Source organism: Bradyrhizobium sp. URHD0069 (assembly GCF_000701345.1).
Classification (GTDB): domain Bacteria; phylum Pseudomonadota; class Alphaproteobacteria; order Rhizobiales; family Xanthobacteraceae; genus Bradyrhizobium.
The window spans coordinates 177,552-200,587 of record NZ_KL370776.1 but is presented as its reverse complement, the minus strand read 5'-3'; the positions used below and the strand labels follow the sequence as shown (position 1 = coordinate 200,587).

Below are 23,036 nucleotides of genomic sequence, written 5' to 3'. Positions count from 1 at the left end.
GATGTTTACGCCTTACTGGGTTGTCTTCGATGCCGCAAGAATAAGGCGCTCGGACGGCGGCAGATCGAAGCGCGGCTCGATGCCCAGCAGCGGCGCGATTCGAGCGATCACCTTGCCGCCGGTCGGGACCGCATTCCAGCCTGAAGTGATATAGCCGTGGGTTTCGGGCAGCGCCTTCGGCTCGTCCAGCATCACCAGGAGCTGGAATTGCGGATTGTCGGCCGGAACGATCGCGGTAAACGAGTTCAGCACCTGCTTCTTGGAATAGCGGCCATTGACCACCTTCTCCGAGGTGCCGGTTTTGCCGCCGATATAATAGCCCTTCACGTCAGCCTGCTTGGCGGTTCCGATCTCGGCGTTGAGCCGCATCAGATAGCGCATCTTCTCGCTGGTTTCTGACTTGAGCACTTTCTTTGCCAGCGCTTTGGCTTCCCCTTCGGACCGCTTGAGGAATGTCGGCGGGATCAGATAGCCGCCGTTGATGACCGCGTTGATGCCCATCACCGCCTGCAGCGGCGCGACCGAAAGACCGTGGCCGAACGCAATGGTGATGGTGTTGAGTTCGCTCCAGCGCTTCGGCACGATCGGCGAAGTGCTTTCCGGCAATTCGGTGCGCAGCCGATCGAGCTGACCCAACTTGCGCAGGAACGCCTTGTGCGCTTCGACGCCCTGCGCCAAGGCGATGCGCGCCGCGCCGACATTCGAGGAGAACGTAAATACTTCCGACAGTGAGATAGACCGGCCCAGCGGATGGGTGTCGTGAATGGCAAATTTTCCGTGACGCAGCGCGCCACGGGCGTCGTACATGGTGCCGAGATTGGCCTTGCCGGAATCAAGCGCCATCGCCAGCGTCAGCGCCTTGAATGTCGAGCCCATTTCGTAAACGCCGGTGGTCAGCCGATTGATGCGATCGGGATCGTGCGCCTCTTTCGGATTATTCGGATCGAAGTCGGGCAGCGATACCATCGCGACGATCTCGCCGGTCTTGACGTTGGAGACGAGGCCGGAGGCCGCCTTAGCCTTGTATTTTTCCTTGGCCTTGAGCAGTTCGTCGCGCAGCGCGTGCTCGACGCGCAGGTCGATCGACAATTCCACCGGCCGCTGCAGACGATCGGTTGCAAAGCCGGCGCGGTGCAGATCGGCGAGGCCGTTATTGTCGAGCCATTTCTCCATCCCGGCGATGCCCTGGTTGTCGATGTTGACCAGGCCGATCAGATGGGCGACCTCGTTGCCGGTCGGATAAACGCGCCTGTTCTCGCGCAGGAAGCCGATGCCGGGAATGCCGAGGCGGTGAATTTCCTGTTGCTGCTTCGGCGTGATTTCGCGCTTCAGCCAGACGAAGCCTTTCTTCGACGACAGCCGTTCGCGCACTTCGGCGGTATCGAAGTCCGGCAGCGTTGCGGTCAAAAGCTCGATCGCTTCATCCTTGTCGATGATCCGGCGCGGCTCGCCGAACAGGCTGGGCGACTTGACGTCGGTGGCAAGCACTTCGCCATTGCGGTCGACGATATCCGGCCGGGAGGTAGCGATGGCGTCCTGCACCGCGGTCCGGCGCGCGGCGTGACTGTCGGCGCCAATGCCAAACATGACCAGCCGCCCGGCGATCACCGCATAGATCGCCGCAAATGCCAGGATCGCAAAACCGACGCGGGCGCGCGCTTTCGCGGCACGATCGACATTGCGCCCATACAGCAGGCTGCGGATCAGCCGCTGCCGCCATGGTTCCGCAGGCCTGACAGCCTTAGGCGCCTGACCGCTCATGGCTGATCCTCCGGCGCCGGCACCGAACCGGTGACTGTCGCGGAACCGGCAACGGAATCGATGGCCTCGATCATTGCCCCGATCGGGTCGGGATCGCCCGATTTGACCAAGCTCGGCGGCCGTTCGGGCAGGTTCTTCAAGGAATCATATTGCGTGGCGTTGAGCGGTTTGAGGGCCAGATGGCGGTCGGCGAGACCCTGCAGCCGCAGCGGCGCATCGAGTTTTGCCCATTCCGCCCGCAGCACCGCGATGGCATCGCGCTGCTCGCGAATTTCCGCATGCAGCCGCAGCACCCTCTCGGTGCGGGAAGTGGATTCCATCTTGATCCGATAGACGTAGGCGGCCGCGAACACCAAGGCACCGATCACGAGGAGATGGATGATCCGCATGATCAGCCTCCCCTCATCACGTCAGCGAGCGTCGGCCATGCCGGCAAGGCCGCAGCGCGGTGCGCAGGCGCTTCCGTGCGCTCGGCCGCACGCAGCTTCGCCGAGCGCGCGCGCGGATTGGCCGTTGTCTCGGCGTCATCAGGCGTGACCGGACGCTTGGTCAAAATGTGAAAGCTTGGCGCCGCCTGTGCGACCTCTGGCAGATGCCGCGATCCGCCGCCGGCCTTGCTGCGTTCGACCAGGAAATTCTTGACGATGCGGTCTTCCAGCGAATGAAACGACACCGCCACCAGCCGGCCGCCCGGCTTCAACACGCGCTCGGCGGCGGACAGCGCCAGATGCAGTTCATCGAGTTCTTCGTTGACGAAGATCCGCAACGCCTGAAACGTCCGCGTCGCCGGGTGAATTTCACCGGGCTTCGAGCGCACCACTTTGGCGACAATATCGGCCAGCGCCCGCGTGGTCGCGATTGGCGCTTCCTTGCGCGCGGCGACGATGGCGCGGGCGACGGCTCGCGAATGACGCTCCTCGCCGAAAATGTAGATGATGTTGGCGAGATCGGCCTCGGACGCCTTCGCGATCACATCCGCCGCGGTCGGGCCGTCATGGCCCATCCGCATGTCGAGCGGACCGCCGAGGCGAAACGAGAAGCCACGGTCGGCCTGGTCGAGTTGCATCGAGGACACACCGACGTCCATCACGACGCCGTCGGCCGCGGAGATGCCTTGGGCCGCGCAAATCTCGGCGAGATTCGAAAACCGGTCCTCCACCAGAATCAGCCGGCCGCCCGACCGATCGACGAGATCGAACCCGGCCATTATCGCCGATCGGTCGCGGTCGATGCCGACGACGCGGGTTCCGGCGGTCTCCAGGATGGCCCGGCTGTAGCCGCCGCCCCCAAAGGTGGCGTCGATATAGCTGCCGCCGTCGCGCGGCTTAAGCATCTCGATGGCCTGGCGGCCCAGGACGGGAACATGGCGTTGGGCGGCCGAATTCATGCCCCGGCTCCGGGCAGGATCCGGCGAGGGAAACGGAAATTGGAGGAGAGCGGGCCCATTGCGCCTCAAATATCTGCGCTTCGCCGGGCTTTTCGCCTCGAAAAGCCTGTTCCGGTCACAAAGCCTTGGCGAGGCACGATTGCCGATCCCGCGCCCCCAACTCGCAAACCCTGATTTCCCGATGGAATTTGCTGGGCTGCCATGGGATTTCGAGCGTGAAAGAGGGCGTTGGCCGTCCCTCAAACCGGTTCGGCTCTTCACCACTTAGTAACGGCAGTTAGCGTTAAGAAAGCGTTGATGGAATTAATACATTGGCTTTGGGGGAAGCTGCGCCGAGTTCCGGGGCCCCCGTGCCCTCCCGGCTAGGTTCAGGCACATCAAATCGATTGGCAAGTGATGCTCCCCGCCCACAATCGGTGAAAATGCGAGGCCGCGGCCGGCTCTCGCATTGCGCCGAGGGTATCGTAAAGGAATAGTAAACGAGCTTCGTGTTGCCAACGCAGTGTTGCCGTTCTCCTGCCCGGTTTGAGCCGTCCTATGCCGTTCGGTCCGTTCGCATTTGTTGGGTATGATTCGAAGCGGCGCGCCATCCCGCTCCCCAGGGCAAACGCGGATATGCAGACATTCATCCCTGATTCATCGATTGCATCCGATGTCATCCCGTCGGCGAATTACGGCGATCGGAACAAGGGCCGTTTGCCGGATATGATCGTGCTGCACTACACCGGCATGCCGGATGTGGAAGGCGCGATCGCACAGCTATGCACCGCGGGCACCGACGTTTCCGCGCACTACATCGTGCTGGAAGACGGCCGCATCGTGCAGTGCGTCCCGGAAACCAAGCGCGCCTGGCATGCCGGGGTAGCGTCCTGGGCCGGCGAAGAAGACATCAATTCCTGCTCGATCGGCGTCGAGATCGCCAACCGCGGCCATGACTGGGGCTATCCGGACTTTCCGCTGCGCCAGATCGCCGCCGTGATTGCGCTGTGCCGGGGCATCATGCTCCGCCGCAAGGTGCCGCCCCATCGCGTGCTCGGGCATTCGGACGTCGCGCCATCGCGCAAGAAAGACCCCGGCGAGAAATTCCCGTGGCATTCGTTGGCCAATTCCGGCGTCGGCCATTGGGTGCAGCCGGCGCCGATCGTGCGCGGCCAAAGCCTCAAGCTCGGCATCATCAGCGACGAGGTTCGCGACCTGCAGCAGGCGCTGGCGAAATACGGCTACGGCGTCCTGGTCAACGGGAAATATGACGGGCCGACCATGGATGCCGTCACCGCGTTCCAGCGCCACTTCCGCCCGGCGCGCGTCGACGGCATCGCCGATCATTCGACGCTGACCACTCTGCAGTCACTGCTGGCCGCGCTTCCGGCCGAGGCCATGGTTGCGGCGAAGTAGCAGCTATTCAGCCGTCATTGCGAGCGAAGCGAAGCAATCCATCTTTGCCTGTTGCGGAAGTTGGATTGCTTCGCTGCGCTCGCAATGACGAAAGAGCCGATGCAGGTCACTCCCCATCCATCTCCGCCAATCGTCGGGCGTAAAGCCGGCGCAGCGGCTGCAATTGTGTGGCAGCGGTCGCGGCGAGATAGGCTTCGCGCGCCGCCTCGCGCCGGCCGAGCCTGCGCAGCAGATCGGCGCGCACTGCCGGCATCAACTCGTAACCATCAAGGCCGCCGCGGGCTTCCAGCGCGTCGATCAGATCGAGCGCGCGGGCCGGTCCGTCCACCATCGATACAACAGCGGCGTGATTGAGTTCGATCACTGGCGATGGGCCGATCCGCAGCAGCACTTCATAGAGCCCGGCGATCTGTGGCCAATCGGTATCGCGGTAACTCGGCGCTCGCGCGTGCAGGGCGGCGATCGCCGCCTGCACCGTGTAGGATTGCGGCCGGCCCGGCAACCGCAAGCTCTCTTCGACCAGTTTCAGACCTTCCGATATCTGGCCATGGTCCCACTGCGCGCGATCCTGCTCTTCCAGCAGCACGATGTCCCCGCCCGCGGTCTCGCGCCCGGCGCGGCGCGCGTCGTGCAGCAGCATCAGGGCCAGCAGTCCCTTGACCTCGCCGCGCCCGGGCATCAGCGCGTCGAGCAGACGGCCAAGCCGGATCGCCTCGCGCGCGAGGTCCGGCCGCATCAGTTCCTCGCCGGCGGTTGCCGCGTAGCCTTCGGTGAAGACGAGATAGATCACCGCGAGTACGCCGCGCAGCCGCGGCGCCAAGGCTTCGCGTTCCGGCACCTCGTAAGGGATTCCGGCGAGCCGGATCTTCTGCTTGGCGCGGACCAGGCGCTGCGCCATCGCTTCCTCGCCGACCAGAAAGGCGCGCGCGACCTGCGCGGTGGAGAGCCCGCAGACCGTGCGCAGCGTCAGCGCGACCTGAACCTCGGCGGCGAAGGACGGATGGCAGCAGATGAAAATCAGCCGCAGCATGTCGTCGTCGAGCGCCATGTTATCGACGGGCTCGCAAGCGGCCGGTGCGTCGAGCAGCAGCGCATGCGTCAATTCGGCTTGCTTGCCGCGAAAGGCGATTTGCCGGCGCACCCGGTCGATCGCCTTGTTGCGGCCGACATTGACCAGCCACGCCCGCGGATTGCCTGGCGGCACGGCAGCGGGCCAACGTTCCAGCGCCACCGCAAACGCGTCCTGCAACGCGTCCTCCGCGAGATCGAAATCGCCGACGAGGCGGATCAGCGTGGCCAGCGCCCGGCCCGCCTCGTCACGGAACAGCTTTTCGATTTCGACAGGTGTCATGCGGTCATTCATCGATTGTCATTCCGGGACGACGCAAAGCGTCGAACCCGGAATGACGGCAATGGCTGTCAATCATAAACCTTGATCGCCCTGATCTCGATCGAACCCGTCCTCGCGCCGGGAATGCGCGCGGCTATGGCGAGTGCGGCGTCGAGATCCCTGGCTTCGACCAGATAGTAGCCGGCGAGTTGCTCGCGCGTCTCAGCGAACGGACCATCCGTCGTCAAGGTCTTGCCGTCGCGAACGCGCACGGTGGTCGCGGTCGTTGTCGGCTGCAATGCGTCGCCGGCCTTGAAATTGCCGCTCTGGATGATGGACTGGGTGAACGCGCCGTATTCCTCCGTCAGCCTTTTGCTCGTCGCGGCGTCCATTTTGCCGAACTCGGCTTCGTTCAGATAGATCATCAGCAAATATTGCATCTCGATAACTCCTGTTTGATCGGCTTAATCGCCGGCATCCAGTCGAACGGGCCAACCGCAAAACGACACCTTCAGGATAGTTTATTTTGCCGGGCTGGAGTCGGTTCCAGAACCCCGGTCCTGATGATCAGAATCAAGGCTCCAACTTTTGTTTTGACGGGTTTTCTTCAGGCGAACCGCTAACCACTTCGCGGAAAAACGTTGTGTCGGCTTGACGCGACGGCCTTAAGTCCCCATCACAGGGCTGTCAGTCGGCCGGACGGCCGCTCCGGCAATCACCGAAAGGTGGCTGGAGAGGAAAGTCCGGGCTCCATCGACATACGGTGCCGGATAACGTCCGGCGGGGGCGACCCCAGGGACAGTGCCACAGAGAACGAACCGCCTCCCCACCCTACCCTCCCCGCTTGCGGGAAGGCACTAAGGAGGGGCGGCAAGGGTGAAAAGGTGCGGTAAGAGCGCACCGCGGGTCCGGCAACGGAGCCGGCATGGCAAACCACACCGGGAGCAAGACCGAATAGGGACGGCAACGCGGGGCGTTCGCTGAAAGGCGATAGCACCGCAGGGCGATGTCAGGCTCGCCGTCCGGGTAGGTTGCTCGAGGCAACGTGCAAACGTTGTCCCAGAGGAATGGCCGTCACGTACCGCTTGCCGCAAGCAGGCGGTGCCCTACAGAACCCGGCTTACAGGCTGGCTGATATCTTTGCGCGAAAGCGTTTTCAAGCGAAGTGGTGTTCCAGTTCGCATAAAGAAAACGCGTCTTACTAGAAACGAGGGGTTCGGCGTAACGCGCCGGACCCCTCGCCAATTTGTGGCAGTCATTCCGGTCGGACGAAAACACGCATGGCCGCCATGCGGAACTCGCGAACGCTGTACGCGAGCGGGCAAACTCGCTACGTCTCGCATCATGTCCTCCCCCACATTTGCACGCGAACATCTCGGTCTGTTGCTGGGCTTCATCGGCATGGTCATCTTCGGCGGCACGCTGCCGGCGACGCGCATCGCGGTGTCGGCGATCGATCCGCTGGCGCTGACCGCGCTGCGCGGGGCGATCCCCGGGCTCTGTGCGCTGGTGCTCCTGATCGCCTTGCGCCGGCCGCTTCCGCCGCGCCGGCTGTGGCCGCACCTGGCGATCGCGATGATATGCGTGACCATCCTGTTTCCGTTCCTGATGGCGCTCGCGGTGCAGACCGTCGACGCGTCGCATGGCGGCGTGGTGCTGGGGATCCTGCCCATCGCGACCGCGCTGGTCGCTGTCGTCATTACCCATGAACGGCCGAAACCGCTGTTCTGGATCGCGTCCGTCGCCGGCGCGGCGCTGGTCATTATATTCGCGCTGCGTCAGGGCGGCGGTGCGCTCTCGGCCGGCGACCTGCTTCTGTTTGGAGCCATCACCGCATCTGCGGTCGGCTATACTTTCTCCGGACGGCTCACCGCGCAGATGCCGGGATGGGAAGTCATCAGTTGGGTGCTGGTGATGGCATTGCCGATCTCGCTGCCCGCGGCCGCGCTGACCATGCCGGCAGACCTGACGCAGATCGCCTTGAAGCCGTGGCTCGCGGTGCTTTATGTCGCGCTGTTTTCGCAATGGATCGCATTCTTCGCCTGGAATGCCGGCATGGCAATCGGCGGCATCGCGCGCGTCTCGCAGGTGCTTCTGCTGCAGCCGTTCGTTACATTCGCGCTCGCAGCCTTGTTCAACGATGAGACGATTACGCTGCAGATCCTGCTATTCGCCGCAGCCGTGGTCGCGACGGTGGCGATCAGCACGCGCACGCGCGGGCAGAAAACCATGGTCGCTTAGCGGTCGATCAGCGTATCCGATCTTCCGCAGCAACGCCTTGAAGCGGAGCATCATGCCGCCTTCGCAGCGTCATGCCGCCGGCGACGCCCACTCCCAGCACATACATCCAGCCTTCGTGAAAATCGAACAGATGCGAATTGAACAGCGAGGTGAAGACATTTTGCACAACGACCAGCAGTCCAATCCAGTTCGCCAGACCCGGACGTAATGATGGTCAACCCGCAGATCACCCGACATCGCCGCTAGCAATTCGCGTCGGCCGGATGCAGACTGTGCAGCGAAAATGCTGATCGGGGGAAACAATGACTGTTCCTCACCCAGCTGAAGCGGCACACACCAAAGGTCTTCCGATTGTCGCCACACTGGGCGCGTTCGGCGTCGTCTATGGCGACATCGGCACAAGTCCTCTTTATGCCCTGAAGGAAGCGGCCAAGGCGGCCGCCCATGGCGGGCCGCTCGTCCCTGAGGCGATCCTCGGGGTGGTGTCGCTGATCCTCTGGGCGCTGATCCTGATTATTTCAGTCAAATATGCGCTGCTTATTATGCGCGCCAACAACCGCGGTGAAGGCGGGATCGTTGCGTTGCTGGCGCTGCTCTCTGCCAGGAATGCGCGGCCCGGAACATGGCGTGCGCAACTCCTGATCGTCGGCCTTGTCGGCGCGGCGCTGCTCTATGGCGACGGCGCCATCACGCCGGCCATCTCCGTGCTCAGCGCCCTTGAAGGCCTGAAGGTCGATGCGCCGTCGCTGGCGCCCGCCGTAGTGCCACTCACCGTCATCATCCTGATCGGGCTTTTCGTCATGCAACGGAAAGGCACGGGCTTCATCGGCAATATCTTCGGGCCGGTGATGCTCGCCTGGTTCCTGGTGCTCGCACTGCTCGGCATCCACGGTATAGTGCAGGCGCCCGGGGTGCTCGTTGCCGTGAGCCCGCTTTACGCTTTCGATTTTCTGATCCACGGGGATTTCCACATCAGTTTCGCCGTCCTGGGCGCCGCCTTTCTCGCGGTGACCGGCGGCGAAGCGATGTATGCCGACATGGGCCATTTCGGCCGGGTGCCGATCCGGCTCGCATGGTTCGCGGTGGCACTTCCCGCCCTCGTCCTCAACTATTTCGGACAGGCTGCGCTGCTTGTTACTGATGCCAGCGCGCTCGACAATCCGTTCTATCAGCTCGCGCCCGATTGGCTGCACTACCCGCTCGTCGCGTTTGCGACCGTGGCCACCGTGATCGCCTCGCAGGCGATTATCTCAGGCGTGTTTTCACTGACGCAGCAGGCGATCCAGCTCGGCTTCCTGCCGCGCATGCAGATTTGGCACACGACCAGTCACACGATCGGCCAGATCTATGTGCCAGTTGTGAACTGGCTGCTTGCGGTGACAACCTTGGGAGCCGTGATCGGTTTCGGCACATCCGATGCGCTCGCGGGCGCCTATGGCATCGCGGTGTCGCTTTTGATGGCGATCACAACACTGCTCGCGGCATTGGTCGCGCTGCAATGGGGCTACCATCCGATCGTCGTCATCCCGGTCAACGGTTTCTTCTTTATCATCGACTGCATCTTCTTCGCCGCGAATTCGACCAAACTGCTTGAGGGCGGCTGGTTTCCGCTTGTGCTCGCGGGCGCGGTTGCATTCGTGATGCTGACCTGGCGGAGCGGTGCCAAGCTGGTCGAGGGAGCCCGCCGCAAGTTGCGTCAGCCGGAAGAAGACCTGATCGAGACCGCTACCAGCGGATGCCAGGCGCGCCTACCCGGTACCGCTGTGTTCCTTGCATCCGCGCCCAAGGGCGTGCCACTCGCGCTGACGCAATTCATCCGGCACAATCACGTGATGCACGAGCGTATTATACTCCTCACTGTCGTTATCGAGGAGACGCCGCGTATCACCGACGAGGGTCGGGTGGATGTGATTGAAGTGATGAGGGGTATTACACGCGTCATTCTCCACTTCGGCTTTATGGAAAACCCTACGATCGCAGCAGGATTGCAAGCCGCCTGCAATCAAGGAAAATTATGCGGCATTGATCCCGCAAATATCACTTACTACGTCGGCCGCGAGACGATCATCCCGAGTGATGAGGTCGTGGGCATGGCAGTATGGCGCGAGACTCTCTTCGTATTTCTGCAACACAACGCCAAAGGCTCCGCAACCTTCTTCGGGGTGCCCGCGAAACAAGTGGTGGAATTTGGCACCGAAATCGAGATTTGAGAGCTTTGGCGAAAACGATCGGACGACCGATCGGCGTTCATTGCCAGGCAATGAAGTTGGCCTTGCTTGGACCCTCGACACGGCAAGCGTCTTCCTGGAACTCTCCCTCGAGGCTCAGGCCCAAAACTCTGCGATGAGATAACCACCCGGACTTTCGGGCCGGCCGCTCGTCACCCCTCCCGCGAATGCGGCCCGTGAGATCGAGGGCCGCACTGATGCGAACAGGAGGACGTCATGAATGCACGCTTCACGTTCACCCGGCGCACCCCCTGCTGGGCGCCACCACGCTCGCAGCTGGGTCATTGTGGGCTGTGCGGCAAACGGAATGACCGCTAACCATTACTTATTTTATTTGCGGACGTTGTGGTCGTCGGTCTCCGAGACTGTCCCTATCGGGGTCGCTACGCCAGCCTCGAAACATGTAGGTGCTGTGGGGGCATCGTTACGCGGCCTATTCCCGCTCTTGATGATGTCCGGCGTGAACATTGCCAATTGTGCGCACGACGTGATCGCGGCCGGCAAGACATCGAGGCGATCGTGCTGTCGCCGGTACTCAATGAGTCCAATGCGTGTTCGGATTTGAAGAAGGGGGACAGACTGGCGTTGCGCGTCAATCAAGAAGCAGGCGACCGACAGGTTCGCTGCCGCCGCCGCTTCCCTTTCGGACCACGACGATCTCGCCGCTCGCCGGCGAGATGCCCGTGAGAGCCCCAATGTTTGCACCGTGCGCCATTGATGGAGCGATAACCTCGCAATTCGGCGTAGCCGTGGATCTGGGCCACCAGATGCGAGTGGGTTTCAATAGCAAACATGGCGGTTGCTGCATCGATTTGTGTTCGCTATCTCCCGTTTCGACAGCAAGCATCGGCGCTCGTCATTGGCTTTTTTTGAAGTACCGCGGAAGATTTATGGATAGGACGCTTAGGCTCGCACTTGGAAGTATTGCTGTCGGCGTCCTGGTCCTTGGTCTCAAGTATCTTGCGTACGTTCTGACGGGCAGCATCGCGCTCTATTCCGATGCGCTGGAGAGCATCATCAATGTTGCGACAGCTGTCGCGGCCTTTTTCGCTGTTCGCCTCAGCGCGATTCCGCCGGATGCTAATCATCCATATGGGCATCACAAGGCCGAATATCTCTCGGCCGTACTGGAAGGCGTCCTCATTGTCGTGGCCGCTTTCGCCATCCTGCGCGAAGCCTATTACGGGTTTCTCGCACCGAAGCCACTTGATGCGCCATTCGAGGGATTGATGATCAACGCTGCCGCAAGCGCCATCAATGCTGTGTGGTGCATCGTTCTGTTTCGTTACGGACGCCGCTGGCGCTCTCCCGCACTCGTTGCTGACGCGAGCCATCTCTGGACTGACGTCGTTACTTCGGGCGGCGTTCTTATCGGCGTCGGTCTCGTGGCAGTGACCGGCTGGCTACAGCTTGATTCGGCGCTCGCCGCATTCGTCGCGATAAACATCCTGTGGTCCGGCTGGAAGTTAGTGCGTGAGTCCATTGGTGGCCTCATGGACGAGGCGGCTCCCCCAGAAATTTTGGATCGAGTCCGCAAACTGATCTCCGCGCATGCTGAAGGGGCTCTTGAGGCTCATGACCTTCGCACACGCCAAGCCGGACGGGTGACCTTCGTCGATTTCCATTTGGTTGTTCCCGGTTCAATGAGCGTCTCAGAATGTCACGCGCTCTGCGATCGGCTCGAAGCTGCCTTGCACAAAGCCATTGAGCATGCCGCAATCAACATTCATGTGGAACCGGAAGAGAAGGCCAAACAGTTATCCGGCATACCGGTTCTCTAAGGCGCGGTGATTGTGTCACCACGACGCTCACCCGGCAGTGAAGCAATCTGCATTCAAACCCGCGGCTGTCCTCACCATCTCCAATGCGTCGTACGGATGTGAGCCACTGGACCTAATCATCATAGACATAACGCCACTGGTTCCGCGCCGGCCCGTTCCGCCGCTCACCTTTCGCTCGTAGCCGGAGGTCGTTTCGGCTTCATGACCGAACGGCCGGAGCGTTTCACGTTTATCGTCTTCGACCGCAGCCTTCACTGCCCGATCCGTCGCACGTAACTGCGCGAGCTAGAGGTCAAGCTGCCCGAGTTCGCCAAACGCGGCGTGACGGCGGTTGCGATTTCTTCCGACGCGCCGGATGCGAAGGGCGACCCTAAAGATGATTTTAATTGATCCGACAGCATCCATTTATAGGTGTGAGGTGCGGTCTCGGCCGCCGCTGTCCGATAGGTCCGGCAGCGAAACGCAAAACAAGCAGCAGCTCCGTACCAGCATCGAGTTGAACTGGTGGCTGGTCTCCGCGGAATGGGGTGCCCTGCAATGAGGGAAAATGATAGGCCTGCACTCCTCACCCGCCGGCAGATCCTTGCGTCGGGCGTTGCCTTGGCCGGCACGATCCCCTTCCTGCCGACAACGCCGGCGACTGCCGCGCCCGAAAGGCGCACCGCGAAGCTTCGCCTGATTGCCGGCACCAGAACCCTCGCCGTCAACGGCAAACCGGCGAGAGTATTCGGCCTCATCGGGCCGAACGGAAAACCTGGCATCGCACTCTCGCCCGGCGAGCGCTTTCACGTCGATCTAGTCAATCAGGCGGGCACATCCACCCTCGTGCACTGGCACGGTCAGTTGCCGCCCTGGAAGCAGGATGGCTTTCCATGGCCGCAAACGCCGCCACTCCCGGCGGGTGAAACTCGCTCCTACGACTATGCGCCGATCGCCGGCACCTACTGGATGCATTCCCATGTGGGCATGCAGGAACAGAGCCTGATGACCGCGCCGCTGATCGTGCACAACGCCGAGGATACGCGCGCCGACCGGCAAGAAGTGGTGCTGATGCTGCATGATTTCAGCTTCCAAACGCCGGAGGAGTTGCTCGCTGGACTGACCAAATCCAATGGCGGTCAGAGCGCGATGCCGAAAGCCGGCATGAGCGAAATGAAAATGGGCTCTGCGAGCATGGGTGCCATGAGTTCAGGGAACATGGGCGCCATGAACATGGGCTTTGGCACGGCGATGGACCTGAACGACGTCGACTTCGACGCATTCCTCGCCAACGATCGCACGCTCGCCGATCCGGCGGTCATCCGCATAGAACCGGGCGGGCGGGTCCGGCTGCGGTTGATCAACGGCGCGTCGTCGACACAGTTCTGGATCGATCTCGGTGCGCTCAGCGGCACCGTGGTCGCCGTCGACGGCCACCCTGTTCGCCCGGTGCGCGGCGCCCGTCTCCCGCTCGCCATGGCCCAGCGGCTCGACGTGCTGATCAATATTCCGGGGAACGGGAGCTATCCGATTGTTGCCCAGGTCGAAGGCAAGGGGGCGCGCACTGGAATTGTGCTCGCCGCGCCCGGTGCACCGGTCTCACGCCTTGGCGGAGAGGCGGGGGAAATTGCGCCGCCTGTCGATCTTTCGCTTGAACGTCGTCTTGCGGCAGTCACTCCCCTGGCGCCGCGCGTGCCAGATGTGACACACCGCGTGATCCTCGCGGGCTCCATGGCACCGTACGCCTGGTCGATGAACGGAGAATATTGGCCCAACGTGAAGCCGCTGATGATCGCCCACGGTCAGCGCGTGGCGATCGAGATGGTGAACCACTCGATGATGGCGCATCCGATGCACCTTCATGGCCATGCTTTCCAGGTAGTCGCGATAAATGGCGCCTCGCTCGCAGGTGCCGTGCGAGATACCGTTCTGGTGCCCCCGATGGGCAGCGTCACCATCGCCTTTGATGCCGACAATCCGGGCCGGTGGGCGTTTCACTGCCACAACCTCTACCACATGATGACCGGCATGATGACCGAGGTTCGCTACCCCGCGATCATCTAAGCTCGGGGAGCGTCGCTCCACTAATCTTCAAATCGATTTTATGAGCATCGCGCCATGCAACAGCCGTGCTGCGTACAATCGAATGACACCGCCCCTTTGCACCTGCGCCGCTAGACGCCGCATGTGGCGGATTACGCCGGGACAGACTGGCGTTACGCGTCAATCAAGAAGCAGGCGACCGACAGGTTCGCTGCTGCCGCCGCTTCCCTTGCGGACCACGACGATCTCGCCGCTCGCCGGCGAGATGCCCGTGAGAGCCCCAATGTTTGCACCGTGCGTCACGACAAGAAGGATTCCGCGCCCGGTCCATTTGTCGATGACCGCGCGTGCGCCGGCGATCAGGGACTCTCGTTGATCCCTCAGCACGACCACATTGCCAAATGTCGGCTCGGCTTCGACCGGTCCCAGCTCCAACAGCGTTGCCGTGTCCATGCAGCGGCACCACGGCGAGCTAAGAATTCTTTCGACCGCAATCCCTTCCGACCTGAGCCGCGCGCCGACCTTTGCGGCGTCCGCGCGTCCCTTGGCGCTGAGATTGCGCTGAGTGGCGCAGTCATCGACCCGGAAGCCCGGCGGGTCGCCGGCGCCACCCGGCGCATCGGCATGGCGCATCAGGGCGACATGCCGGCCTGCGTGCAGCGCGGTCCAGGCCTCGGCCTCGCCGGCGCCGGCGATGTCCGCCGCGGTGCAGAAGCCGAGGAGGATTGCGAAGATGGCGAAGCGGATGCGGCACATGGCGGCGGACCCGGTTAAAAATACGCGATCAGGCGCCCGGCGCAGACGGCGCCGGGCCACAGCAGAAGCGACACCAGCGCCGTGACTTTCGCGCCGCCGGACGCTTCGGCGCGCCAGAGCGCAACACCCCGCCACGGGCCGGCATGCGCGATCACGATGTTGACCAGCGCCGCCGCGATCAGCAGCAGCTTGGTCTGGAACGCAGGATTACGCACGACATGCGCCGCATCGGCGCTGAACAACAGCAATCCCATGCTGATCGCGAGCAGAAAACCGAAGCGCGACAAAGGCAGCAGCAATTGCGCCATCGGCTGGATCGGAATCGCGCGCCCCAATCCGAGCAACCTCAAATCGAGCGCCAGGATCGATCCCACCAGCACAACAAAGCCGAGGATGTGCAGGATCTCGACCGCGGGATAAAGCGCGGGTGAGCTGCGCATCACATGACCCAGCGCGCTTTCCTGCAAGGCCAGGAAGATCGGCGCAACCGGCTGAGGTTCCACTCCGGTCTACCGCAGTTCGATGCGTTTGCCGTCGAGAATGACGTATTCGATCCGCGCCTCGTCCGGATTGCTGGTATGGGGATAGCCGAACACGGTGCAGGTCTTGCCAGCCGCGATGAGGTCCGGCGTGATGCCGCGTCGCTCCATGCGCGAAGGCGGCGCCAGGACGAAGTGCCAGTGCTTGCCGGCGACCTCCATCTCGATCTCGCAGTGCGGATTCTCGTAGGTCGATTTCAGGATCTTGCCGGTGACGGTGAACGACTTGGACGTGTCGTATCCGCCCCAGCCGTGATGGGCGATCGCCGCGCCCGGAGCAAAGGCAGCCGCCAGCGACAGGAACAAACGACGGGTGACTGATGTCATAAGCTGCTTCCGGCAATATGAAGAACAACACCGATCCACGCCGGACTAATAGCGCGGTTTGCGCGACCGTTCAAATGACCTCGGCTACGCAGGCCCCCAGCGCGGCGGAGAAAGCGCTATATGCGGGAGACGCTTGGCAGCATCAGTCGTCGCGCATCACTACCCTGGCCCATTACCCGGTATGGCACTACGGCTGTCCTATCTTTCCAATTCTTAGTCTCAAATTTGCCCCCAACTCAATTTATTCCGGCCGTGGATAAGACGACTGGGGGCGCGTTCGTCTATCTCGTGCAGCTTTGCTCTAGTTCGGCGACCAGTGCCGCTATGCACTGCGTCGTCTCATCGTCCGCAGCCTATTGAGCCGGCATAGCCGCCGTGCGGCTAGAATATCGGTTTCCAACCATGAGGCTTTTCCAATGCGCGAAAACAAGCAGCCAGCGCGTTCCGCAACGAAAACCACAAGCAAAAAAACTTCGAAGGAGGTCGTACCGCCACGCGAAATAGAGCAGCCTTCGAAAATAGAGCAGCCTTCGAAAATGGAGGAGTCTTCGAAGAGCGTTGAATTATCGGCAGGCGAAACGCCGTTCACCAGCCCGATGGAGAAGACCGCTGTAGGCCTGAAGATGACGATGCAAGTACCCGACGCGGTGCGTGATTTGGCAGCACAAACGATCGATCAGGCGGAAAAGGCAATGGGTATGTTTTTTGACGCCGCAAAGAAATCGATGGCGTCGTTCCGAAGTCCCGGCGCGGAAATTTCCAGGCACGCGCTGTCGCTCACCGAACAGAATATGAAGGCTGGGTTCGACCATGCGCGGCAACTGGTTCAGGCAAGAGACCTTCAAAAAGCAATGCAAATCCAATCGGAATTTTTGAAGAGCCAGTTCACAAATGCTGCGCAGCATATGCAACAGATCACCAGCGACATCATGTCATCTGCGAAGGATGCGTCAAAAGGCAAGTTTTGAGGTCTGCCTTTTCCGGCGATCCGATGAACCGTCGCCCTTGGCGGATATCGGCAAAAGGCGGACACAAAAAACCCCGGACGATTCCGGGGTTTTGAGTTGCCGGTTCAGAGCGATCAGTACTTCGGCGATCAGTACCTGGCGACGACCGGGCCGCCCCAGCCAAACTTATAGTTGAAGCCTACGCGCGCAATGCTTCCTTTGGTCGTATAGAGACCATCCGCCCCAAATTGGTCCGCGAGCCGATTGAACGGAAGGCCGACGACCCTGGTGCTCCCGAGATCATAATACAAATACTCACCCTTCACCGTCCAGTTCGGGGCGACCATGTATTCGACCCCCGCACCGGCAATCCAGCCCGTCCGGAAGTCATTGTTGAGAGCGCCAGCCCACCCGCTGGGCACAACGGCGCCTTGAACAAATTGGTGAGAAAAGCTGGTGTTGCCATAGGCCAGCCCGCCGGTCGCATAGAGCAGCCAGTTGGACCCAGGTGAAATGCCGACCCGGCCGCGGACCGAGCCAAGCCAATCAAGCTTCTGGCTAACGGTCCCGGCCAACGGGATAGTCCCGGCGAACGGGACAGCTACACCTCCGGCGCGACTGGCGGTCTCGCTGGCTCCCAGATAATCGATGTCGGCTTCAATACCGACCACGACGATGCCGGACTGATAGTTGCATCCGACCTGACCGCCACCGAGAGCGCCCGAAGGTGAGCCAGTGTATCTACCACCAAGGGCGGCGAAGGCGGCGGGGTCAAGTGCGCCGAAAGCTGCCACCGACGGCTGAAGCGCCAAGCTCGAGCTGCCATCCCCCCAGGAATAACCCGCGTTCACGCCGATATAGCAGCCGGTCCAGGTCGCGACAGGCGCGACCGCGACGGGCGCCTTGGCATAGCGCCCCGGCATGTCGGCAGCAGAGGCAGCAACGGTGCCGAGCCCTAAGGCGGCAAGTGCGAGTGCGAGGTTTTTCATGTCCCGTTCCAATAAACGTTGAAGCTGCCTTCAACTCTGAGAGGAACATGTAGCACCCGAATCTCAGGCAGCGTGTCTCTGAACAGCAACACACGCACTAATATTAGCCATTTCGACCCGTTCAGCGGAGGTTGCGTGGCGCGTTCGTCGCGGTTACGGAAATCATCCCCCGGCCTCAAGCGCTGCCAATACGGCGCGACGCTGTCAAAGCGACATTCCCGGTCAGATCATCGTCAAAGCGGACAAAAAAACCCGGACGATGCCGGGGTTATGAGCTGCTGGTTCAGCAGCGATCAGTACTTGAGCGATCAGTACTTGGCGCCGACCGCGCCGCCCCAGCCAAACTTATAGTTGAGGCCTGCGCGTGCAATGCTTCCTCTGGTCGTATAGAGACCATCCGCCCCGAATCCGTTCGCAAGCTGGTTGAACAGAAGGCCCACGACCCTGGTGCTCCCGAGATCGTAATACAAATATTCTCCCTTCACCGTCCAGTTCGGGGTGACCATGTATTCGGCCCCCGCGCCGACAATCCAGCCCGTCCGGAAGTCATTATCGAGAGCGCCAGCAAACCCTTGGTTGGTGTCGGTGCGAACATGTTGGTGAGAAAAGCTGGTGTTGCCATAGGCCAGACCGCCGGTCGCATAAAGCAGCCAGTTGGATTCAGGTGAAATGCCGACCCGACCGCGGACCGAGCCAAGCCAATCAAGCTTCTGGCTAACGGTCCCGGCGTAGGGGTCACCCTGTACAATTCCGGCACGACTGGTGGTCTTGCTGGCTCCCAGATAATCGATGTCCGCTTCAATACCGACCACGAACATGCCGGACTGGTAGTTGCATCCGGCCTGACCGCCACCGAGAGCGCCCGAAGGTGAGCCAGCGTATCTGCCATCAAAGACGGCAAAGCCGGGGTCAAGGGCGGTCCAAGCTGCCAACGACGGCTGAAGCGCCAGGCTCGAGCTGCCATCCCCCCAGGAATAACCCGCGTTCACGCCGATATAGCAGCCAGTCCAGGTCGCGACAGGCGCGACCACGACGGGCGCCTTGGTATAGCGCGGCGGCATGTCGGCAGCAGAAGCAGCAACGGTGCCGAGCCCCAAGGCGGCAAGTACGAGTGCGAGGTTTTTCATGTCCGTTGCTATAAATACTGGAAATATCTTCAACTCTGAGGGGAACATGTAGCACCGAATCTCGGGCAACGTGTCTCTGAAAAGCAACAGGCTGGCGCTAAATGTCAGAAAGGCGACATTCCCGGTCAGATCATCGTCAAGGCGGACACAAAAACCCCGGACGATGCCGGGGTTTTGAATTTTCAGAGCGATCAGTACCCGAGCGATCAGTACCTGGCGACGACCGGGCCGCCAAACTTATAGTTGAAGCCTACGCGCGCAATGCTTCCTCTGGTCGTATAGAGACCATCCGCCCCGAATCCGGCCAAAGGCGCATTGAACGGAAGGCCTACGACCCTGGTGCTCCCGAGATCGTAATACAAATACTCTCCCTTCACCGTCCAGTTCGGGGTGACCATGTATTCGACACCCGCACCGGCAATCCAGCCAGTCCGGAAGTCATTGTTGAGAACGCCGGCCCACCCACGGTTGGGGTCGCCGAAAGAAAAGTGGTGAGAAAAGCTGGTGTTGCCATAGGCCAGACCGCCGGTCGCATAGAGCAGCCAGTTGGAACCAGGTGAAATGCCGACCCGACCGCGGACCGAGCCAAGCCAATCAAGCTTCTGGCTAACGATCCCGAGCACGGGGGCGTCTATAACTCCGGTGCGACTGGCGGTCTTGCTGGCTCCCAGATAATCGATGTCCGCTTCAATACCGACCACGAAGATACCGGACTGATAGTTGCATCCGACCTGACCGCCACCGAGAGCGCCCGAAGGCGAGCCAGTGTATCTGCCATCAAAGGCGCCGAAAGCTGCCGGCGACGGCAGAAGCGCCAAGCCCGAGCTGCCGTCCCCCCAGGAATAGCCCACGTTCGCGCCGATATAGCAGCCGGTCCAGGTCGCGACAGGCGCGACCGCGACGGGCGCCTTGGTATAGCGCGGCGCCGGTATCGACATGTCGGCAGCAGAAGCAGCAACGGTGCCGAGCCCCAAGGCTGCGAGTACAAGTGCGAGGTTTTTCATGTCCCGTTCCAATAAACGTTAGAGGTATCTTCAACTCTTGGGCGAACAAGTAGCACCCGAATCTCAGGCAGCGTGTCTCTGAATAGCAACACACGCACTAATTGCTATCCGTCCCGGCCCGTTCAGCCGGATGGTGTGGCGCGTTCGACGCAATTCCGGAAATCATCCCCCGGCCTCAAGCGCTGCCGATCGGCAGCACCTAGCCTTTTTAAAATTACAAGAATCGCACTCTCCGGAAGTCATCCAATCGGTGGATATTTTCCGCATTCCCGCATTATTTTTCCGCATTCTCGCGCTTGAATACCCAAGTGTGGCACGCACGACACACAGAGTGACCCGCGTGCCCTTAAACGCTCTCAGTTTGAGTAGAATCCGCTCCATCCCCGGTGAAGTGGAAGCAAAAATCAGGGACGGCGACATCGGCAGGCTGTAGAAGCGTTTGCCGCGGGTGTTGTGGACGGCGTTGGCGGCGGGGGCCATGACAAGGACGAGCGGCACTTCGCCGACACCCTTCACTCCTTGCCTTGCGGATGCTTCGGTCCGCTGCGCCCTACTCGTCGATGAACTCGTCTTCCTCGTTGACCCGATCGTTTGGCTTGTGCCGATACGGCAGGGCTTTCCGGCCGCCCAGCGATCCCGTCACGAACGGTTCGCGGGAAGCGTAAGGGTTGCGCCGCGACGCGCGTGCGGCGATCTCCTCGCCCGAGCCGGCGGCGGGCTGGCAGATGACGCGCTGGCTGGCGCGCCGCATCAAATCGACGTGGATGTGATCGTAGTGATAGACGTTGGAGCCCGGCGCCAGCACGGTGGTGAACTGCTGGCAGGCCGCGGCCTGCACGTCGCGCAGAAAGCCCTGCTCTTCCGGCATACCCCTCCAGCCGCCCTTGACCGTAACGTGCCGCCCGTCGGCGAGGGTGAAGCCCGAGATATCCAGCGCATTGCCGAAGGCGTGTTCGGAAATATGCGCGCGCGAATTACCGTTCATGCCGCGGCAGGAATAGGCGGAGATCTGCTTGATCTCGACGACGCGCGCGCCGAACCAGCGCATCGCGGCGGGCTGCACGGACTCGGCGAGCCAGCGATCGAGCGCCGAGACGATCGGACACGCCAGCGTCGCCGCGGGCTTCATCGCAACCGCTCCAAACCCGCCGACGGAATTGCCTTGCGCCGGCCCGAGCCGCGGCGCCCGTTCCGGTTGCGGCAAGCCGGGTGCGGCGCCGGGGCGTTCTGAATAGGGCGCCGAATAGCGCTCGCGCGGCGGATAGGCCTGTGAGCCCATAGGCGGCCTGCGGCCGGCAGGCTCGCTCAACCCCGGCGTGCCCTCGGGCGGCAGATCGATTTCATCGTCTTGCGGCGCGACGCCGGGCGCGGTCAAGGAAATCGGGCCGTTCGGCGCAGCGCCATAACCCGGCTGGCGCATGGCAGTATCGGGATAGGACGGTGCTTGCGGCAAGGTCTGCGGCGGCTGCGAGATCGGCCAGCGCGGCTGTCTGCCGATGCTTGCGGGCGGGCGCAGGCTATCGTCGGCAAAGCCGAACGTGCCGCTGCTTTCGCCGAGTGCGGCGACCTTGAGCGGATACTCCGCGCCGCAAACCCCGGGGCCGGAAATCGGGTTGATCCGGACCAGCTCGGCGTTCTCCTTGACGGCGCCGGACTTCAGGCATGCCAGTTCGGCCTCAGCGCGCCACGGTTCGCGCTCGGCGGAAAAAAATCCGCGGCCGCAGCCCGCCAACGAGACAAGGACGAAGGAGCCGACGAGATACAAACGAACTCCACGTGTCATCCGCGCACGTTCGGCGAATTTATTTAAAGACTCTTCAACGGATTGATTTGGGTATTCTTTAACCACGTTGCCGGCGCCGGCGCGCTGTCGAGGTCAGGGATAGACAGTGGCGCTGACTTTTTCGCCGGGGAACGGTTTGCTAGCCTTTGGCGTTACAGCGGGCAGCAACGTAATCTAGGGAGGATTGCCGTGACGTTGGTCAGCAGACTGAGCATTGTTGCCGCGTATCTCGCCCTCGCCTTTGTCGGAGCGATCGTGCTCGGCTTGATGTAGCGCCTCAGCATCACAACCTGGAAATCTTTCAACGCTCGGCGGTTTTGGAATTCCAAACGCCGGGTCTTTCTATGCGTCCTCGCCAGGGCCGCGCGGAGCCAGTCATCGGGCGCACATTCGCGCGACCGGTTGGCGCAGGCCCGCTGGCGCGATGCCGGAATGACGGCCTCAACCAACCCGGATCGACCGGGCCTTTCCTTGTGACCCGCATCACAGAAGCAGGCGTTGGCCGGGCCTAGGGTGGCCGCGAGTTCACCAGCCCATTCAAAGGAGGCTCACATGAAAAAGCTCATCGTTCTCGCCGCATTGTTGATGGTCAGCACCGCCGCCCACGCCGGCAACTCGGTTTCCTTCGAGATCGAGGGACACAAGATCCGCATCGTGGCGCCGAAAAATTGCGACTCGCTGTCGTGCATCCAGATATCGGCTCCCAGCCTTTCCGGCTCCGGCTCCGGCTTCGGCTTCAAGAGCCTCAAGTCCGACGACGACGGCGATGTCGCGGTCCGCACAGAACCGTCCGCGCCAGCATCCGTGACCGCCCCCGTCAATCCGGCAGCGGCGCCCCAGCCGACTACACCTGCGGCCGGCGGCACCCCGTCAACCTCGACGACGATGGCATCGACTTCGTCTGCGCCAATCGCCGTCGACAACGTTGCGTCACCGGCGCCGCCTGCGGCCGCGCCCGAGGCGCCGACCCAGGCCCCCATTGCCGCGCCCGTTGCTGCGTCGACCACGCCGCTCGGCATCTGGGCCACCGAAGGAAACAAGGGCCAGGTTCACATCGAGCAGTGCGGGCAAAACCTCTGCGGATACGCCGCGAAGACCGGCGAGAAAATTCTCATCAACATGAAGGCGTCGGACAAAAAATGGACCGGTCGCATTCATGATCCCGACAGCGGCCGCGACTACGACTCCACGATCGCGATGAAGGGGCCGAATACCCTGCGGGTTCAGGGCTGCGCCTTCGGCGGAATGTTCTGCGGCGGGCAAACCTGGAACCGCATCAGCTAAGGAATGCGCCAATCGCGGCTTTCGGAAAGGCCCCGCGGAGATCCGCGGGGCCTTTCCACAACAACAGTGGTTCATCATTCAATCGGGTTGCTGGACCCCTTTCCAGTGCGGTGGCCTCATCCTTCGAGACGGCGC

The 23,036-nt window shown here is 62.0% G+C and carries 20 protein-coding genes, 1 other RNA gene and 1 pseudogene; 9 read left to right on the top strand and 13 right to left on the bottom strand.

Features of this window, described 5'->3' with window-relative positions; all coding sequences use genetic code 11:
- Positions 1 to 12: 12 nt before the first annotated feature.
- Genes N554_RS0133260 through rsmH form a run of 3 tightly spaced genes read right to left on the bottom strand, consistent with a single transcriptional unit; the run spans position 13 to position 3,148 of the window.
- Positions 13 to 1,761 carry a peptidoglycan D,D-transpeptidase FtsI family protein gene (locus N554_RS0133260; RefSeq protein WP_029587390.1) on the bottom strand — a complete coding sequence of 583 codons (1,749 nt, stop codon included), beginning with the start codon at positions 1,759 to 1,761 and terminating at the stop codon, positions 13 to 15.
- On the bottom strand, positions 1,758 to 2,150 hold the full coding sequence (locus N554_RS0133255) for a cell division protein FtsL (protein ID WP_029587389.1): 393 nt from the start codon (positions 2,148 to 2,150) through the stop codon (positions 1,758 to 1,760). Before N554_RS0133255 ends, N554_RS0133260 begins: the two co-directional genes overlap by 4 nt.
- A 2-nt stretch (positions 2,151 to 2,152) precedes the next feature.
- Positions 2,153 to 3,148: a 16S rRNA (cytosine(1402)-N(4))-methyltransferase RsmH gene (rsmH, locus tag N554_RS0133250; RefSeq protein WP_029587388.1), complete on the bottom strand. Its 996-nt coding sequence runs from the start codon at positions 3,146 to 3,148 to the stop codon at positions 2,153 to 2,155.
- A 58-nt stretch (positions 3,149 to 3,206) separates the two neighbouring features.
- Between rsmH and N554_RS40670 the strand changes: the two genes are divergently transcribed.
- Positions 3,207 to 3,416 (top strand): hypothetical protein, encoded by a 210-nt coding sequence (locus tag N554_RS40670; RefSeq protein ID WP_156042246.1) that lies wholly within the window; start codon positions 3,207 to 3,209, stop codon positions 3,414 to 3,416.
- 347 nt (positions 3,417 to 3,763) lie between these two features.
- On the top strand, positions 3,764 to 4,543 hold the full coding sequence (locus tag N554_RS0133245; protein WP_036054982.1) for an N-acetylmuramoyl-L-alanine amidase: 780 nt from the start codon (positions 3,764 to 3,766) through the stop codon (positions 4,541 to 4,543).
- Between the two features lie 106 nt (positions 4,544 to 4,649).
- Here N554_RS0133245 and N554_RS0133240 read toward each other — a convergent pair whose 3' ends face one another.
- Positions 4,650 to 5,894, bottom strand: a complete 1,245-nt coding sequence (locus tag N554_RS0133240) for an RNA polymerase sigma factor (protein WP_029587386.1) — start codon at positions 5,892 to 5,894, stop codon at positions 4,650 to 4,652.
- A 68-nt stretch (positions 5,895 to 5,962) separates the two neighbouring features.
- Positions 5,963 to 6,313: a YciI family protein gene (locus tag N554_RS0133235; RefSeq protein ID WP_029587385.1), complete on the bottom strand. Its 351-nt coding sequence runs from the start codon at positions 6,311 to 6,313 to the stop codon at positions 5,963 to 5,965.
- A 247-nt stretch (positions 6,314 to 6,560) separates the two neighbouring features.
- Between N554_RS0133235 and rnpB the strand changes: the two genes are divergently transcribed.
- Together rnpB and N554_RS0133230 are read left to right on the top strand one after the other, a co-directional pair.
- An RNA gene (gene rnpB, locus N554_RS37700) (RNase P RNA component class A) lies at positions 6,561 to 7,012 on the top strand.
- A gap of 205 nt (positions 7,013 to 7,217) precedes the next feature.
- Positions 7,218 to 8,114 (top strand): DMT family transporter, encoded by an 897-nt coding sequence (locus N554_RS0133230; RefSeq protein ID WP_029587384.1) that lies wholly within the window; start codon positions 7,218 to 7,220, stop codon positions 8,112 to 8,114.
- A 7-nt stretch (positions 8,115 to 8,121) separates the two neighbouring features.
- Here the strand turns inward: N554_RS0133230 and N554_RS39320 are convergent.
- Positions 8,122 to 8,313 (bottom strand): annotated as a pseudogene (locus N554_RS39320) (ligase); the annotation flags it as partial.
- Between the two features lie 103 nt (positions 8,314 to 8,416).
- On the opposite strand from N554_RS39320, the gene N554_RS0133220 reads away from it, so the two are divergent.
- From N554_RS0133220 to N554_RS0133200, 3 genes are all read left to right on the top strand, one after another.
- Complete coding sequence (locus N554_RS0133220; protein WP_036054942.1) at positions 8,417 to 10,324, top strand: potassium transporter Kup; 1,908 nt, start codon at positions 8,417 to 8,419, stop codon at positions 10,322 to 10,324.
- A 908-nt stretch (positions 10,325 to 11,232) separates the two neighbouring features.
- The gene (locus N554_RS0133210) at positions 11,233 to 12,123 is read left to right on the top strand and encodes a cation diffusion facilitator family transporter (protein WP_029587382.1); all 891 of its coding nucleotides are present in this window, start codon (positions 11,233 to 11,235) and stop codon (positions 12,121 to 12,123) included.
- A gap of 522 nt (positions 12,124 to 12,645) precedes the next feature.
- Positions 12,646 to 14,166, top strand: coding sequence for a multicopper oxidase family protein (locus tag N554_RS0133200; protein ID WP_371259550.1), 1,521 nt, complete (start codon positions 12,646 to 12,648; stop codon positions 14,164 to 14,166).
- A 159-nt stretch (positions 14,167 to 14,325) separates the two neighbouring features.
- Here the strand turns inward: N554_RS0133200 and N554_RS0133195 are convergent, their stop codons facing one another.
- From N554_RS0133195 to N554_RS0133185, 3 genes are read right to left on the bottom strand one after another with little or no spacing between them, the layout of a single operon-like run.
- Positions 14,326 to 14,901: a histidine phosphatase family protein gene (locus N554_RS0133195; RefSeq protein ID WP_029587379.1), complete on the bottom strand. Its 576-nt coding sequence runs from the start codon at positions 14,899 to 14,901 to the stop codon at positions 14,326 to 14,328.
- Between the two features lie 14 nt (positions 14,902 to 14,915).
- On the bottom strand, positions 14,916 to 15,404 hold the full coding sequence (locus N554_RS0133190) for a hypothetical protein (RefSeq protein WP_197033828.1): 489 nt from the start codon (positions 15,402 to 15,404) through the stop codon (positions 14,916 to 14,918).
- Between the two features lie 6 nt (positions 15,405 to 15,410).
- Positions 15,411 to 15,767 carry a DUF6152 family protein gene (locus N554_RS0133185; protein WP_029587377.1) on the bottom strand — a complete coding sequence of 119 codons (357 nt, stop codon included), beginning with the start codon at positions 15,765 to 15,767 and terminating at the stop codon, positions 15,411 to 15,413.
- A 623-nt stretch (positions 15,768 to 16,390) separates the two neighbouring features.
- Between N554_RS0133185 and N554_RS0133180 the strand changes: the two genes are divergently transcribed.
- Positions 16,391 to 16,735, top strand: a complete 345-nt coding sequence (locus N554_RS0133180) for a phasin family protein (protein ID WP_029587376.1) — start codon at positions 16,391 to 16,393, stop codon at positions 16,733 to 16,735.
- Positions 16,736 to 16,863: 128 nt separating this feature from the next.
- Here the strand turns inward: N554_RS0133180 and N554_RS0133175 are convergent, their stop codons facing one another.
- From N554_RS0133175 to N554_RS0133160, 4 genes are all read right to left on the bottom strand, one after another.
- Positions 16,864 to 17,703 (bottom strand): outer membrane protein, encoded by an 840-nt coding sequence (locus N554_RS0133175; RefSeq protein ID WP_029587375.1) that lies wholly within the window; start codon positions 17,701 to 17,703, stop codon positions 16,864 to 16,866.
- Between the two features lie 308 nt (positions 17,704 to 18,011).
- A complete protein-coding gene (locus N554_RS0133170; protein WP_156042245.1) occupies positions 18,012 to 18,899 on the bottom strand; it encodes an outer membrane protein in 888 nt (295 codons plus the stop codon).
- 137 nt (positions 18,900 to 19,036) lie between these two features.
- Complete coding sequence (locus N554_RS0133165; RefSeq protein ID WP_029587373.1) at positions 19,037 to 19,834, bottom strand: outer membrane protein; 798 nt, start codon at positions 19,832 to 19,834, stop codon at positions 19,037 to 19,039.
- Positions 19,835 to 20,384: 550 nt separating this feature from the next.
- On the bottom strand, positions 20,385 to 21,617 hold the full coding sequence (locus N554_RS0133160) for an extensin-like domain-containing protein (protein WP_029587372.1): 1,233 nt from the start codon (positions 21,615 to 21,617) through the stop codon (positions 20,385 to 20,387).
- 552 nt (positions 21,618 to 22,169) lie between these two features.
- Between N554_RS0133160 and N554_RS0133150 the strand changes: the two genes are divergently transcribed.
- Positions 22,170 to 22,901 carry a DUF2147 domain-containing protein gene (locus N554_RS0133150; protein WP_029587370.1) on the top strand — a complete coding sequence of 244 codons (732 nt, stop codon included), beginning with the start codon at positions 22,170 to 22,172 and terminating at the stop codon, positions 22,899 to 22,901.
- The last annotated feature ends 135 nt before the right edge of the window (positions 22,902 to 23,036 follow it).